At 67.4% G+C, this 14,391-nt stretch carries 15 protein-coding genes; 12 read left to right on the plus strand and 3 right to left on the minus strand.

Translation table 11 applies throughout. The features are described from left to right. Positions 1-12 precede the first annotated feature (12 nt). The 3 genes from ABD357_RS36400 to ABD357_RS36410 are packed head-to-tail and all read right to left on the minus strand — an operon-like array spanning position 13 to position 3,814. Complete coding sequence (locus ABD357_RS36400) at positions 13-474, minus strand: hypothetical protein (protein WP_344395557.1); 462 nt, start codon at positions 472-474, stop codon at positions 13-15. After that, positions 471-2,666, minus strand: a complete 2,196-nt coding sequence (locus ABD357_RS36405) for a site-specific integrase (protein ID WP_344395558.1) — start codon at positions 2,664-2,666, stop codon at positions 471-473. The genes ABD357_RS36400 and ABD357_RS36405 overlap by 4 nt, the downstream gene beginning before the upstream one ends. Continuing rightward, entirely contained in the window at positions 2,663-3,814 is a 1,152-nt protein-coding gene (locus ABD357_RS36410; RefSeq protein WP_344395559.1) for a hypothetical protein, read from the minus strand. Before ABD357_RS36410 ends, ABD357_RS36405 begins: the two co-directional genes overlap by 4 nt. A 385-nt stretch (positions 3,815-4,199) precedes the next feature. On the opposite strand from ABD357_RS36410, the gene ABD357_RS36415 reads away from it, so the two are divergent. The 12 genes from ABD357_RS36415 (at position 4,200) to eccD (ending at position 14,385) form a co-directional block, all read left to right on the plus strand. Next, complete coding sequence (locus tag ABD357_RS36415) at positions 4,200-4,703, plus strand: hypothetical protein (protein ID WP_344395560.1); 504 nt, start codon at positions 4,200-4,202, stop codon at positions 4,701-4,703. 94 nt (positions 4,704-4,797) lie between these two features. Beyond that, a complete protein-coding gene (locus ABD357_RS36420) occupies positions 4,798-4,980 on the plus strand; it encodes a hypothetical protein (protein WP_344395561.1) in 183 nt (60 codons plus the stop codon). 49 nt (positions 4,981-5,029) lie between these two features. Next, the gene (locus ABD357_RS36425; RefSeq protein WP_344395562.1) at positions 5,030-6,043 is read left to right on the plus strand and encodes a hypothetical protein; all 1,014 of its coding nucleotides are present in this window, start codon (positions 5,030-5,032) and stop codon (positions 6,041-6,043) included. Further along, positions 6,043-6,321, plus strand: a complete 279-nt coding sequence (locus ABD357_RS36430; protein WP_344395563.1) for a pentapeptide repeat-containing protein — start codon at positions 6,043-6,045, stop codon at positions 6,319-6,321. Before ABD357_RS36425 ends, ABD357_RS36430 begins: the two co-directional genes overlap by 1 nt. 83 nt (positions 6,322-6,404) lie before the next feature. Further along, positions 6,405-7,955 carry a CBS domain-containing protein gene (locus tag ABD357_RS36435; protein ID WP_344395564.1) on the plus strand — a complete coding sequence of 517 codons (1,551 nt, stop codon included), beginning with the start codon at positions 6,405-6,407 and terminating at the stop codon, positions 7,953-7,955. Positions 7,956-8,144: 189 nt separating this feature from the next. Beyond that, on the plus strand, positions 8,145-8,477 hold the full coding sequence (locus ABD357_RS36440; RefSeq protein WP_033326967.1) for a hypothetical protein: 333 nt from the start codon (positions 8,145-8,147) through the stop codon (positions 8,475-8,477). A gap of 36 nt (positions 8,478-8,513) precedes the next feature. After that, a complete protein-coding gene (locus ABD357_RS36445) occupies positions 8,514-8,825 on the plus strand; it encodes a pore-forming ESAT-6 family protein (protein WP_344395565.1) in 312 nt (103 codons plus the stop codon). A gap of 54 nt (positions 8,826-8,879) precedes the next feature. After that, entirely contained in the window at positions 8,880-9,272 is a 393-nt protein-coding gene (locus ABD357_RS36450) for a DUF6507 family protein (RefSeq protein ID WP_344395566.1), read from the plus strand. A 2-nt stretch (positions 9,273-9,274) separates the two neighbouring features. Then, entirely contained in the window at positions 9,275-11,782 is a 2,508-nt protein-coding gene (locus ABD357_RS36455) for a hypothetical protein (RefSeq protein ID WP_344395780.1), read from the plus strand. Between the two features lie 11 nt (positions 11,783-11,793). Next, a complete protein-coding gene (locus ABD357_RS36460; protein WP_344395567.1) occupies positions 11,794-12,660 on the plus strand; it encodes an immunity 49 family protein in 867 nt (288 codons plus the stop codon). Positions 12,661-12,702: 42 nt separating this feature from the next. Next, a complete protein-coding gene (locus tag ABD357_RS36465; RefSeq protein WP_344395568.1) occupies positions 12,703-12,981 on the plus strand; it encodes a hypothetical protein in 279 nt (92 codons plus the stop codon). Between the two features lie 21 nt (positions 12,982-13,002). Then, the gene (gene eccD / locus ABD357_RS36470) at positions 13,003-14,385 is read left to right on the plus strand and encodes a type VII secretion integral membrane protein EccD (RefSeq protein ID WP_425585165.1); all 1,383 of its coding nucleotides are present in this window, start codon (positions 13,003-13,005) and stop codon (positions 14,383-14,385) included. Positions 14,386-14,391: the final 6 nt, after the last annotated feature.

The raw sequence follows: 14,391 nt of genomic DNA on the forward strand, positions 1-14,391 counted from the left end.
GGGTATGCGGCATCAGCTGCATGTCCCGATGACGGTGGTTCGGGGTGGCGGCAGGTGGCTGACCTGGGTTGTGCCGACGACGGCTTCGCGGAGCCGGATGATTTCTTCGTGCTGGGCGGCGAGCCGGGCCAGGGCCTGGCCGCGGAAGTCGGTGAGTTCTTCGATCGTCTGCTCTGACTGGGCCAGCCGTTCCCGGAGCTTGGTGATTTCTGCCTTGAGCCGGGTGATCTGGGCCTCGCGAGGGTCGGGGATCTCGCCGGCGTCTTGAAGTGCCTGGACCCGTCGTTCGAACTCGACGCGGAGGCGGGCGTAAGGGCGGGTGCCATAGAACGCGGTGCGGTCGACGGCGGCCTCGTTGGCGAGAGTCTTGATGTCGCACTTTCCGCCGGGCGGCATTTCGCCTCGGAGGAGCCGGTCCATGGCGGCCCGGATGCGGTTCTCGTTCTCGGTCCGCTGGGCTGCGGAGATTCTCATGCGGATTCCTCGTCCGTGGTGCTGGCGGCGTCGATTTCGGCGACGACGCGGAGGGCCCGGTCGTGGTCGGCTTGGAGCCGGTTGCGTTCGGTCTTGCGTGTGGTGCCGAGTTGGCCGAGGAAGATCTCGGTGCGTTCGGCGTGCTCGGCCCAGACAGGGCGGTGACAGGGGTGATGGGTGGCCTGCGGGCAGCGGGCTGAGTCACACATCCCGACCAGTGGATGGTCTGCTGTCGGGGTGCCGGCCAGTTTGAGGCAGAGCGCCCGGGACGGGTCGGTGAACCAGCAGTAGTTCGCCGGGCCGAGGTGGAGGACCTTGGCGCGTTTGGTCAGCAGGTTGAGCACGTCGCGGTCACTGCGCTGGGTCTTCGGCGCCTTCGCGGCGGTCGCGTCGAGTTTGGCGTCGATGTGCGCGAAGAACTCGGTAAGGCTGCGGGCGCCGGGGCCCGCTGGGAGGATGCCTTGCTGGTAGTTTCGGAACTCCGCGAGGATGAGGCCGAGGTTGCGGTCGCTCTCGTGCTTGTTGACCTCGGCGAGAAGCTCGGCCTGGGCCCCGCCGGGGCGAGAGGCATAGCCTTCCGTCGTGGCCACGGCAATGTGCTTGAGGTGGATCTTGGAGGCCAGGACTCCGCCCGGCCGGTAGGCCATTTCCAGAGCCAGGGTCCGCCTCAGCATCCTCAGATTCACGGGCCCGTCAGGGATGGACGCAAGCCCAAGCCGTTGCCCGGAGCGGGAGTTGACCCAGTTCCTGAACCATCGGTAACGGACGTCGAAAGCGAACCGGCCGAACAGCAAGGCCCCGTCCTGCGGGCTGCCGTGCAGTTGCTCGGCGAGTTCGACGGCGCGATAGACCGGCTCGACGACGACCCATTCGTCCTCGGTCCCGCCGAGTGGCTGGCCTTTGACGACCTTGCTGGCGATCCTGAACCGGGTGAGGCCGGGAACGGGCTCCTCGGGCGGGCGGCGGCAGCCGATCCGCAGCTCCATCAGTTCACTCGCGCGCATTCCTGAGACCGCAGCCAGCGTGGTGATCGCGGCGGTGCGGACGATTCCGACCAAGGCAACAGCCTCCAGCCGGTGCAGGGGAAGTGTCCAGGCCAGCGAGGATGCCCCGTCTGCTGCCCTGACCTTGGCCACTTCACGGCCGAAGACCTTCTCCACTCCCACCACGGCGAGGGTTGCCTCCAGTGGTCCGCGAAGAGCCGGGAGCCATCGTGACCAGAACTGGCTGGCTCCGGCCTGCCGGGCCAGAACACCTGTGGCCACCGGCAGCAGCCGATCATCGGGATCCCAGCCGTCAGCGAGCCGGTCGGCGATGTGGTGTTCGGCCAGCATCGGCAGGGGTGTGCACGCTCGCTCGTACTCGGCCAGTAGGTTCGTGAACTCGGCCACCGGTGCGGGACCGGCCGGGCGGAGCCCCTTCGCCTTGCAGGACGAGGTGCGGTCGGTTTCCTGTACTTCCCGGGCGAGTTCAACGGCGTGGGGGCCGAGGGCGGAGACCAGATAGAGCGCGGCGGCGAGCATCGGCTGCAGGACGCTGTCCTCAACCGGTGCGGTCTTGTTCTGGGACCGCCCGCAGGGCATCTCGGCGACCGCTGAGGCCGTGGCACCACCCCACGGCCGCAGATCCGCAGGGACACGGTCGGCGGTGAACAGTTCGCGGTAATTGACGAGGTCGACGACGATCTGCGCGGCCGAGCGTCTGGTTGCGGGGCTCTGTTCGCCGACGGCGGCCCCGTGCTCGTCGAGCACGTAGCGGCGGTGGGCCAGGTAAGCCTCGCAGAGCCGGGTGTCGAGCTGTTCCAGGCCGGGCACTTTCTGGTCTCCCAACCAGGCGAAGAATCGGGTGAGTTCACCCAGTCGGCCCGCGCAGGTGTTCAGGTGCAGGGCGGTGCGATAGGCGCGGGGCAGAGGGATAACCGACGCGTGTCTGGGGGTGAGCATCGCCAGCACGAGTTCCTTGGCGACCAGCCGCCAGCGTGCATCGGTGATGGCCGCGAAGTCGAAGCGCCGCGTGCATCGGGCCATCTGAGCCGGCAGACCGATGACGTGGGTGAAGTCCCAGATGTCGTCCTCGAAGCGCGGGCGGTTCGCCTCGCCGGGCAGGGCAAGGCCGGCCTCGCGGCAGACGTCGGTGCCGGCGAAGACCGCGGAATGGCCGTCGAAGGAGGAGACGGCAGCGGGGGTGGTCATGCGGTGAGCTCCTCTGGACGCAGGGGCAGTTCGTCATCCCGGTCGGCGACACCAGCGGCGGCCGCGGCGAGGACGCCGGGGGCGAAACGGTCCAGGACCTGCTGGATGCGGGCGGCATAGGGGCCGAAGACGGCCATGAACTGGGCGGCGGGCATCTGCTGCCACTGCCGGGAGAAGAACGCCTTCAGTCGCAGCAGGTTGACCGCGTGCCGTGGGGCGAAGACCGCCAGTGGGCAGAGCAGGCAGACCCACGGGCGGGCCGGGCAGGGCTTTCCCTTCGGACCGTGCAGCCCGGAGAGCTGGTCGCCGCATGCAGCGGTGAACACATCGCGCTGCCCGCCGACCAGTTCGGCGATCGCCGTGTCGTCCAGGTCCATGGCCGCGATCAGCTGCGGATAGTCCTCGGCCAGTACGGCCGCGTCCTCTTCTGTGATCACGGTGGGAGGATGAGAGCGTCGCAGCATGTCGTGCTGGGCGTCCTCGATGATGGTCTCGACGGCGCCTTGCTGAGCGGGGGTGACGGCGGTCAGGTAGTGGTCGCCTTCGACCGCCGGGGTGTGGTTCGGGTCGATCGTCGCCCGGCCGCTGCCGGTCCAGGCGGTCTTGTCCCGCATCGCCTGGTGGGTGGTGCGGATCCGGGAGCGGTGGATCTTCAAGGGGCGCCCGTCCTCGCCGAGGATCTGGTGGCGCACGACCCACCGCTGGACGGTGACGCGCGCACCGGTCCCGGCGGTGACCGCGAAGTGTCCCGGCCGGCTGAGGGCCAGCCACAGACGTCGCTGGTCAACTGGTGTGCAGAAGCTTCTCAGTAGAGCGGAGTGCGCCAGCCACTGCTCCAGCAGGCGCACGGCCCGGCGCGGCAGGTTCAGGCTCTCGGCTGCCGTGCGGCCCTTGATATAGGAGAGGAGGATCGTGCTGTCTCCGGCCCAGTCGATGTCGTCGGTGACCAGGTCGTCGATGCCGTCGGGCACGATGCCGGAGGGCGAAGATGCGCGGCGTCGCACTCCGGTCGCCGAGCTCGCGAGGCCGTTGTCGCGGGCCCACCAGATCGGGCACTCCGCCACGGCGGAACGCAGACCAAGGTCGACGACGAGTACCTCCGCGTGTCCGCGGCCCGCGACCTCGTGGGCGAGCAGCGCATCGGCCATCTCCTCGGTCACCGCGAGCCGCGCGACGTGGCGGCCTCAGAGCGACTCGACCTGTTCGCTCAGCTTCCGCCGACTGCTCGCCCACCTCTATGCACGCGACCTGGGGCTGCTCCTTGCTGATCAGGTCCTTCAGCGCGTCCATGCGCTTCCACGCGTGCTCGTACTGCGAGTCGGTCTTCAGGCCGGCCACGAAGGTGGCCGCCTCGGCCTGCAGCCGCTTGAGCCGGGCGATGATCGGCGTGACCTCGACCGCGTACGTGGTCAGTGCCTCGGCGACCGTGGCGACCTTGTCGGCGAAGCTGTGCGATCTCGAGGACATCGCCCTCGGGCGACGTGAGCGACAACGCGCCCGTGGGGATGCTGGTTTCGCCAGTTCTCGTGCTTGATGACCTCCGAGACCGGTGATCCGGTCCCGGCACTGCTGGATCGCCTTCCCTTCCTTTGCCTTGAAGCCGAACTCGGGACTGGCGTGCCGCAGCCGACGACTGCCACGGGCGCGGCCTCCTCCTCGTCGCCGCTCTCGCAGATCATCGACCGCACCTCAGTGAGCACGCTCCTTGGCGACATCGCTGAGACGGTGGAAAGAGGAGTCGCATCCCTCGCCGTTCAGAAACTCCAAAGGTTCGACGTCGCGACTCAACTTGTTGACTTGGCATGTGCGGTGGCGCTCGTCGACGGACGCGTTGCCGCAAAGCTGGTCATGGACGTACTGAGTGTTGCGCCGTCGCATCGCACGCTGGTGCACGCAATCTCGCTTCTTCACCGCTCGCAATCTCCAGAAGTGCAACAGCTCGGTGGTTACCTGACCTCGATTGGTGACGAGCAGGTACGTCACATGGTGACGCAAGCTCTCCGACAAGGTGGCGGATCCCACGCCCGCCAGCCTTAAGCGCTGGTGATGGCGAAGGAGTACGACAACCACTTGCTGGAGTCGGTGTCGGTACGGCCCGGCGCCTGCGAGAACGGCAATGACCATGCCCGGTATGAACTGCAGACGGGGCCCGAGGCCGAGCAGCACGCGGAATCTACCACTGGGTGGACACCTGCAGACGTACTGGCTGCGGCGACCGGGGCTGGTGGAGAAGCTCACCGCCACGGAGGTCGAATCCGACTACCTGCCCAAGCGTCTTCTCCAGCACAGCTGGCTGGGCGAATTCTCCACCTGAGAAACACACTGATTCCGCCAGGCTCCAAGGTCGACCCGTGAGGTGTTCTGTGATCACGACGGTTCCAGTTGGCTGTTGGTCCTGGGAGACCAGAACACAGATCTCCAGCGATGACCTTGCGGTGCGGTGCGCACAGAGGGCGCTCGATGTATGGGGGGTTCTGCAGACCGTCGACATCGCCACTGGGCACGCACAGGCCGACAACGTCATCAGTGCCAAGGACAGCAGCGCCTTGATCACCCTGAAGAGGGTTGGTGTGCGGGTACCTGGCGTTGTCGCGGACAGTGGACTGTGCCGCACCCTGCAGTCGGTGGACCACGTCGAGCGTGCCGGCGTGATCACCATTGACCTCTCCGTGCCCGGAGTCTGCCGGCGTAGGGGCGAGCCGCGCCCTGTCGGGAAGCTGTTCATGATCTCGGTCGATGCGTGGGCCAGCGGCGCGGGGACGGTGACCCTTCACACATTCTCGGACGCTTGGATGTCCCACGACTTGCGGGGGCACAAGCAGCCTGAGGTTCAAGAAGAAAACGCCCCGCGGCTCAGTTCTGCCCTTTCGAGCATCACGCGGTTGACCGAGGCTGAAATCATTCCCGGAGACCCCACTTCGTATGGCATCCCGACGGTTGATGGGTTTGAAGACCTGCCGGACGAGGATCCGGACCTGCTGGATTCCTGGTACAGGTTCGAGGCCCCGCACCGATCCGAGAGGCTTCGGGAGCAACTCCCGTCAGATGCCGTGCAGTTTGAGACAGAGACCGACTCGCCAGTCGAATTTGTGGAAGTGGCGCTTGAAGGCAACGTCGTCGGTTATGTCTGGGCAGCCGACAGCGACCATGCTGCAGGTTATGAGCCGCGTACTCCTGCCGGCGATGTAGCGCTCGATGCCGGTGCAGCGTGGCTGACCCGTCTGAGCGACACACGGAAGCGCGGTTTGTCGCCGTCCCAAGCACTGCGTGAACTGGCGTCATGGACCGGCGATTCACAGTCGGGGACCGTCGTGCAAGGCTCACAGCGAGCAGCGCCAACGTTGGAGAACCTGCAAGACCTCTCCGGACGCGAGTGATGGGCGACGGCGTCAATTCGATCATCGAGCAGACGGACGCTCCTCTGGACGTCTCAAAGCTCGACCTGTCCCAGGCAGACCTGTCAGGGGCGGGCCTCGCAATGGCACTCCTGACAGAGACCGTCCTCCGTGACACCAAGATCGTCGGCACCGACCTGTACCGCGCGCATCTGGAAGGTGCCCTACGCGGCGCCGATCACGGCCGAGGACGTGCACAACCCATTGACCGGATCGAGCGCATCGCGTTGGCCAACGCCACTGTCGTCGGCTGCACTTGAGGCACTCAACTCCGCTCCTAGGAAGCACAGTTCAGTTCACTAGGATCACCCACATTGACGGATGCGGACGAGGGGGACGCAGGATGCGTGCGTGGATGGTCAGGGCCGGCAGTAACGGCGAGCGCGAGGAACCCGTGTTGTCCGGGGGCATCGTCGCTGCCGGGTGGCCGGAAGTCACCGACGACATCACTGATGCCGAGAATCGTGAGGATCTGCGCACCATATTGGAGACGACATATCCGGGTTACAGCCCGCGGGTGATCGGCAACTGGGTGGGGCAGCTGTGGCGCTTCCGCCACGAGATGAGCGTCGGCGACCTGGTGGTGCTGCCGCGGCGATCGAGGGAGCTGGCGCTCGGTCGAGTCACCGGCAACTACGTCTTCCGCCCAGGGGTGGAGCCAGGGCTACAGCACACCCGGCAGGTGGAATGGATACGTACCGACCTGGAGCGTGCAGCCATACGGCAGGATCTGCTCGACAGCATGGGGTCGCTGTTGACGGTCTTCGAGTTGCGCCGGTTTAACGCCGCCCACCGCATTGCTGCCCTGCTCGAAACCGGCGAGGATCCCGGGGGCGGGGACGCCGCACCGGACAGCCCCACCTTCGCCTCCTCGGCCAAGCTCCTCGACGCAGCTACGACAACTCCAGCGGATCAACCGTTGGTCATCACGATCCGCAACCTCCTGGAGGCTTGGGGTGCCTCGCGCCGAGGCTCCGCGATCGTCGATCAAATCGAATCGGATCTGGCGGACAAGGGACTGACGGCTACCCCTCCGATCACCACGGGAAGTATCGACAACACCGTCACGCTGCTGCGTACCGGTGCCGAACCCGGCCCGGACCAGCCCCTCCTGACTGTGGAGGATGTCCCCGATGACGAGGTGGAGCAGGCACCGCTCACGTACCGGATCAGCCATCTGGCCTCAGCGACCGGCGGCGTGGTGTCCGTGAGCCCCCGTGACACGCTGCGCAGGGCCATCACTGCGATGGTCTACCACGACTTCTCGCAGCTGCCCGTGCTGGATGAGCACGGGCGGCTGTGCGGAGCCGTCACCTGGGAGTCGATCGGCCGAGCCCGCATGTCCGGTACACCCCTCACGCTTGCCGATGTCACCACGTCTTCTCCGCTTGACCTGCACGGCCAAGCCGAGCTCCTCCCGCTGATTCCCCAGATCCAGCAGAATGGGTACGCCTTCGTCCGCGACGACCAGCACACCATCACCGGCATCGTTACCGCGTCGGATCTCACCGCTCAGTTCGGCATCCGTATCGAACCGTTCATCCTCCTTGAAGAGCTCGAGCAACGGCTGCGACGCCTCCTCAACCGGGCCATGGACCACGGCGGGCTCACGCCGGAGATGCTCCACTCCCAACTGCGGCCGCACCGCCGCAACAGAGTCCGTACGGCTGACGATCTCACCTTGGGCGAGTACCGCTTCGTTCTCGCTCCGGAAGAGCACTACCAGGCCCTGGACTGGGACGCCGACCAAGACCTCGTCCTCGGCTCGCTCAGAGAATGCGCGGACTTCCGCAACAGACTGATGCATTTCAGCCCGGATCCACTCCCGGAGAGCGAACTCGCCCCGGTTCGCGGCTTGCTGGAAGTGCTGCGTTCCCTGGATCCCATCGCCTGATACCCGGCTTGCCTGCCTATGAGCGCGGGAGTGCCATGGGATAGATCACGCCACTTCGCCCCAACTGCGTTGCGTCTGCAACGAGTTGTGGGAGAGGGTGTTCGATGTACGGTGATACGTGCGTGACGCGCGAGGACGCTGTGGCGATTCGAGGGCCGCGGCGCACACGAGACTTACGGGGGTGGGTGCATGAAGTTCGACATGGGGTCTACGACCCTGTCCGACCTCGGCAAGAGCACGGTCGGCTCCAGTGATGACCTGGGCACGCTGATCACGTGGCTGATCCAGGCGGCGGAGCCGCTGGAGGGCAAGTTCAACGGCTCCGGCAAGGTGGCGTTCGACTCGTTCAAGATGCGCGCGGATGAGATCACCGCGGCGTTGAACGGTTCGCTCGGCGCGATCCTGGGCGGCCAGTCCGGCATGGACGAGGCGTTCGGCACCGGCGATCTGGAGCAGGGCGACAACGCCAACCAGAACATGGGCCTGGCCAATTTCGACGCCGCCCGCTTCGGCGGACGCTGACCGGCACCGGACGAGAACGAGGGGAAACGTTTCGCGATGGGGCAGAACCAGGACCGCCGTTCGTACGACACCGGCGCCTCCAGCGACGTACAGGGCAGCCTGCAGACCGTGATCGGGAATCTGGAGCGGGTGCTCGGTGACCGGGACCGGGCGGTGAAGGCCGCGATGGCCGACTACCAGGCTGACGGCGTCTCGGATGAGTACCACGGCAAGGAAATGCGCTGGAACACCGCCGCCAACGAGGTCCGCGAGATCATCCGGCTGGTGCGCACCACGCTGGAGCAGAACGACGGCACCGCCCAGTCGACGCTGGCCAAGGCACGGGCCGCGGTGGACAACATCGGCTGACCGGCTTCGCGGAGCAGCAGGGGCGGAACTACGGGGATTGGTAGGGGGTTTGGCATGCCTGCGTGGGACATCTCGCCGTCCGGGGTGGATTCGGTGACGTCGCTGGTGGGGCTCGCGATGGACGATGTGGCCAAGGACGTCAAGGCGTACGGGACCGATGTGGAGAGCGCGGCCACTTGGGCCGGAACCATCAGCACGGCGGACAGCGGGTGCGCACCCGTCGGTCCGATCGGCGCGGCTCTGTCGCTGTTCGTGGAGAGGACCGCCGGTGATGTGCTCTTCCTCGGGGCTCGGGCCGCCAAGTCGGTGAACGGGGCGATCGAGGCGACCAACCATTATCTGGCCGGGTCGCTGGAACAGGCCGCGAATGCCCAGCGCCAGGCGGAGAAGGCACCTGATGTGAAGGCCCTCCTGGAAGCGGCCCGCAAGGAGAGCACTCACAAGTGAAGATGATCGATCCGGCGGGCATACCGCAGTTCACCGGCGACTTCGAAGAGTTGGACAAGGCCGTCTCCGGGCTGCGCAGCGACGCCGTCGGGATCCGTAACGGCGGCGGGGACGTGCACTCCCGCTTTCAGATGCTGGGGGCGTACTACACCGCGCCGGAGGCCGACGACCTGTTCGCCAGCACCCAGCCGGTGATGGACAGGGCCGACACCTTCGCCGCGGACCTGGAGACGGTGGCCGACGCTCTGGACACCTTCTCCATCGAGGCCCGTCCGCTCGCGAAGCGGCTGGAGCAGCTGAAGGTGGAGGCCATCGCGTTCGTCGACAGTGTCGAGGGCGACGACGAGTGGACCTACGACGGGGACAAGATCAGCCGTCACCAAGGGCTCATGAATGGTGTGGCCGAGGCGGAGAGTGCCTTCCGGGAGGCAGAGCGCCGGGCCGCCACCACGATTTCGGCGATCGTGGGCGGCCCGAAGTTCATAGAGGACGACGGCAGTCACAAGTCGACCGGCAAGACCGTGATGTACGGCTATGACGCCGAGCTCCTCAAGCAGGCCAAGGAGACGCCCTGGGGCAGCCCGGTCAGCGAGTCCTACCACGCGTGGGAGGTCCACCAGCACGTCAAGCACTTCGTGTGGGACGGCTTCGTCATCGACGGCGGTCTGCACGCCCTCCAGGGTCTGGGCCATCTTTTCGGCATCGGAGGCTCGGCCAAGGACGCCTGGGGCAACCTCGGCGACGTCGTCAGTGGCATCGGCCAGTACACGATGACCCCCTACGACTGGGTCATGGACCATACGATCGGCCCGGACGAGGAGAGCGCCACCGAGCAGCGGCAGAAGAAGGCCGCCGGCGAGTTCGCCAAGTCCCTTGTCGCCTGGGACCAGTGGGGAGAGAACCCGGTCCAGGCCGCCGGGACCACCACCTTCAACTTCCTTACGCTGGGCGCCGGGCCCCTGGGAGTCGTCGCCAAGGGCAGCAAGCCCGGGGCGGGGGCCAAGGCCGCCGGCATCGGAGCGAAGATCGGCACATACGCCGACCCGCTCTCGGCCGGACTCACGGTGGGCGGCAAGGCGATCAGCAAGCTGCCGACCGTCGCCGAGCTCACGGCGCAGATCCGGACCGGCGCCGGCGCCACGGCCGATGTGCAGCGTGTGCACAGCGTGATCGAGCTCGACGGCGGCTTCAAGGCCCGCGTCGAGGACGGCGAGTTCATCCGGGTCGACGCCGAGGGCAACCGCATCAATGAGACCGCCCCGCCCGAGAAGTCTGCCGCCGAGCGGACGGCCCCCGAGGAAGCGCCGTCCCAGCGGGAACCGGCCCTGGTCGGCGCCGGCCCCCGGGTGCCCGAGGCCACCGCCCACGCCGGCGAGAACCTTCCGCCACAGGCCAGCCACGACACTCCTGCCGGAGGCGGTGGTGGTGATACACCGCGAGGGTCGCGCGAGATACCGGCAGGAGGGGCGGCAACCGGCAGCGGCCGCGGAAGCAGCGGCAGCGGCAGCGGCCCGGACGGCCTCGGCCGGACCGGCGACAACGCCGTGGGCAATGCGGGTCGCGCAGGCGATGAGCCGCCCCCGCCCGCGAACCAGGCGGACGAGGGCGCCGGGAACGGCGGTGAACGGGAGCTCACCGCTGCAGAGCGGAAGCAGATCGAGGACGAGCTCGTTCGGAAGGCGAACGAGGACCCTGCATGGCGTGAGGAGCACTACGACTCCATCTACCGCCGCAAGAGCGTCGCCACAGTAGTGGACGGCGTCGAGCTTCCCGAGCTGGCCCTGAACGCTGAGGGCAAGCTGGTCGCCAAGCACAACCTGCCGAGCGGGCCGTCGGAGGCCAAGTTCGGGTCGAAGCCGCTCGATACGGACACGGTCCCTGAGGGGAATCTGCCGGAACTCGACAAGGCAGCGGCGAACCGCAAGGCGTCCATAGAGCTCACCAACGCGGCAGCGGCGGTCAAGGAAACACCCACCGCCGAGGCAACGGAAGCTCTCACGAAGGCGCAGAAGGCGTACGCCAAGCAGCTCGGCGACTTGCCCAACAACAGCAAGATCGCCGAGGCGCTCGGCGAGAAGGCTGCCGCGTTGCACGTGGTGCCCCACGAGTTCCCGACGGCTGAGCTAGTTCAACTGCCGAAGACACCCACGGGTGCCAACATGTTCGACCAGGTGTACAAGCTCGATGACGGATACCTCATCGTCGAAGCAAAGGCACCGGCGGGGAACCTCGATTGGCGCCATGGGCGTGCCGATCCTCCGAACCCTGCGAAGCCACACCTCGGCGATGACGGCGGGGCCCAGGGCCTGAGGGTCAAGCAGGGCACCAGGCTGTACATCCGCACGCTCCTTGGCGAGATGACGAAACGCGGTGGGAGGGACGCCGAGATCGCAACGAAGCTCCGTGACGCGCTGAAGGAGGGCAAGCTGCAGTACGTCCTGGTGAAGGCGAAAGACCCCGACGGCTCCGCCTACGCTGGTGCCGTGCTGGAGCATTTGAAGATCAAGTGAGAGGAGGGCAAGTGGTCACGCGCATCCCCCGCCACGACTTCCGCACGGACAACGCGGCCGAAGCCATGGCACCGATCATCAAGAGCACCGAGGAGGTGCTCGACGAACTCGAAACGTCGGAGTTCGACCGCTTCGATGCCCTTGACTACTCGCTGACCACAGCGAAGTGGTACTGCCTGACGGACCCCACGGCATCGGAGTTTCCGACATGGGAGGCCTGGGTCACGGCCATGCAAGTCGGCTCCGCGCTGTTCACCGCGGGCACTGCGGCCGAAGGGCCCGTGTCGTGCCGTATCGGCAGCAGGGGCGAGGTGAAGAACCTTCCCGCGACGGGACCTCAGGAGTATCTGCACGCGGGAGACTGGCTCACCTCCTACTACTTGGCAGCGATCTGCCGCGAAAACGAGCGCCTCGACCGGTTGGCCCGGGTGCCCATCTCGTTCCTCCGCGCGTCCGGCGCGGAATTCGACGAGTACATCTACGCATGGGTGGAGACCCTGCAGAACGCCTGGTTCCGTCGGCGGGAAACCTGGGACACCCTGGTCACCGCGATCAACGGTACCGACCCCGAGACCACACAGATCGCCAGCACCGAGCTGATGCTGAAGATCCTCTACCCGCCCCTCGAGCTGTTCCACCGCTACCAACGGCAAGACGCTGAGCAGTTCAACGCGGCCCTGGTCGACGCTCTCACCTGGCACAAGCAGTACTGGACCGCCGACGAAGCACGGTCCCTGAGCGGCGAGGGTCTCGTCGCCCTCGGCCCGTTGGCCATTGCCTGCATGGCCTATGACGCCGACATTCCGATCGAGGTCGAGTCGGAGTACCTGCCCAAGCACCTGCTGAAGCGCAGCTGGGTGGGCGAGTACGACACCTGAGCAGCGGGACACCCGAGCAGACGGAACGGACAACTGATATCTGTGGCAGCCCAGGATTACGACAGCCAACTGCTGGAGTCGGTGTCGGTTCGGCGCCGGCGGCTGCGGGATGCCGTGTTGTTCGGGGCGCAGCGGCAACGGCGGTCGGTGGACGAGCGGTTGGGGAAGGTGTTCGCCGGGATCGTGGTGGCGGCGGTGTTGTGTGCCGGGTGTGTGGGGTGGTCGTTCGTTTCGCATCGGGTGATGGGGAAGAGCCCGTACGGCAACTCGGTTCCCTCGCCTTCGCCTTCCGTCTCGACGCCCCCAACTGCCGCCCGATGACTCGATGATAGGTTCGAACGCGTGATATCTGCGGGGTCCCTGAGCCGTTCGACGCCGTCGAGCCGGATCGCTCTGAGCCGGGTCACTCTGGTCGGCGAGCGGCGGCGCGTCGATCTCGTACTCCCCTCTCAGGAACCGGTCGGGCTGTTGCTGCCCGAGGTGATGCGGCTGCTGGACGACCGGGTGTCGGCCCGACCCGAGTTGCGGCATCTGGTGACCGCGGACGGTTCGGCGCTCGCGCACGACAGCACGCTGGAGTCGGCCGGGGTTCCGGACGGGGCCGTTTTGCGGCTGGTGCGGCTGGAGGATGCCCCCGCGGCGCCCGTGGTGCATGACGTCACCGATGAGGTCGCCGACGATCTGGACGTACGCGGCTGGCGATGGAACCCGGCGGCCCGGCGCGTGGTCGCGGGAGTCGCGGCGGTCGGCTGGGCTGTGGTGGCGGGGGTCCTGGCCCGCGGTGCGTTCGCGCTGTCGGCGGTGGGCAGTGCCCTGCTGGCGGTCGCCGCGGTGGCGGCACTGGCCGGGGCGCTGTTCGGGCGGGCCGGGCAGCGCGGGCTGGCCACCACGCTGCTGGTGGCCGGTGGCGTGCTCGGGGTGTTCGGGGCGTGGACGCTGGCCGACGCCCATGGTTGGTCCGGTGGGCTGCGGCTGGCCGGCGTGGCGGGCGCCGTCGTGGTGGCGCTGCTTCTGCTGGGCTGGTTCACGGCGCTCGGGCGCGGTGGGCTGCTGGGTGCCGCCGCGGTGGCGGGGTGCGTGGTGTGCTGGCAGGCGGCGGTGGCCATGCAGTCCGGCGCCGGCACGTCCGTGGAGCAGGCCCGGGTGGGCGCCCTGCTGGCAGTCGTCTCGGTCGTCGTCCTGGGGGTGCTGCCGCGGCTGGCGCTGATGGCGTCCGGACTCTCCGGCCTGGATGACCGGCGTTCCGGCGGCACGTCCGTCAGCCGGTATCAGGTGAGTGCCGCGCTGAGTGCCACGCATCGTGGCCTGGTGCTCGCGACCGTGGTTCTGGCGGTGTCGGCGATGGCGGCGGGGCTTTTCGTGTTGCGCGCGCCCTCGACGTGGACGGTGCTGCTCGCGGCGGCCGTCACGGTCGTGCTGGTGCTGCGGGCGCGGGCCTTCCCGCTGGTCGCGGAGGTCGTGGTGCTGTTCGGGGCCGGCGCCGTGGTTGCCGTCCGGCTCGTGTGGGTGTGGCTGGAACACTCCGGGCCTGCGGGGCCGCTTTCCGTACTGGTCACGTTGGCCGTCCTGCCGCTGGTGGTGCTGGTCGTGCAGCCCGCCGAGCATGTGCGAGTACGGCTGCGGCGCTTCGGCGACGTAGTGGAGTCGGTGGGCGTCATCGCCCTGTTCCCGCTGGTCATCGGGGCGTTCGGTGTGTACGGGCGTCTGCTCGACACCTTCGCGTAGGGGTAC

Origin of the sequence: Streptomyces vastus (assembly GCF_039532825.1) — a bacterium.
GTDB lineage: Bacteria > Actinomycetota > Actinomycetes > Streptomycetales > Streptomycetaceae > Streptomyces > Streptomyces vastus.

Excerpts from the sequence above, each read along its gene's own strand:
- ABD357_RS36430 (WP_344395563.1), top strand. The coding sequence starts at position 6,043 with ATGGGCGACGGCGTCAATTCGATCATCGAGCAGACGGACGCTCCTCTG.
- ABD357_RS36450 (WP_344395566.1), top strand. The coding sequence starts at position 8,880 with ATGCCTGCGTGGGACATCTCGCCGTCCGGGGTGGATTCGGTGACGTCG.
- ABD357_RS36415 (WP_344395560.1), top strand. The coding sequence starts at position 4,200 with ATGACCTCCGAGACCGGTGATCCGGTCCCGGCACTGCTGGATCGCCTT.
- ABD357_RS36435 (WP_344395564.1), top strand. The coding sequence starts at position 6,405 with ATGCGTGCGTGGATGGTCAGGGCCGGCAGTAACGGCGAGCGCGAGGAA.
- ABD357_RS36400 (WP_344395557.1), bottom strand. The coding sequence starts at position 474 with ATGAGAATCTCCGCAGCCCAGCGGACCGAGAACGAGAACCGCATCCGG.
- ABD357_RS36405 (WP_344395558.1), bottom strand. The coding sequence starts at position 2,666 with ATGACCACCCCCGCTGCCGTCTCCTCCTTCGACGGCCATTCCGCGGTC.
- ABD357_RS36440 (WP_033326967.1), top strand. The coding sequence starts at position 8,145 with ATGAAGTTCGACATGGGGTCTACGACCCTGTCCGACCTCGGCAAGAGC.
- ABD357_RS36420 (WP_344395561.1), top strand. The coding sequence starts at position 4,798 with ATGAACTGCAGACGGGGCCCGAGGCCGAGCAGCACGCGGAATCTACCA.
- ABD357_RS36445 (WP_344395565.1), top strand. The coding sequence starts at position 8,514 with ATGGGGCAGAACCAGGACCGCCGTTCGTACGACACCGGCGCCTCCAGC.
- ABD357_RS36410 (WP_344395559.1), bottom strand. The coding sequence starts at position 3,814 with ATGGCCGATGCGCTGCTCGCCCACGAGGTCGCGGGCCGCGGACACGCG.
- ABD357_RS36455 (WP_344395780.1), top strand. The coding sequence starts at position 9,275 with ATGATCGATCCGGCGGGCATACCGCAGTTCACCGGCGACTTCGAAGAG.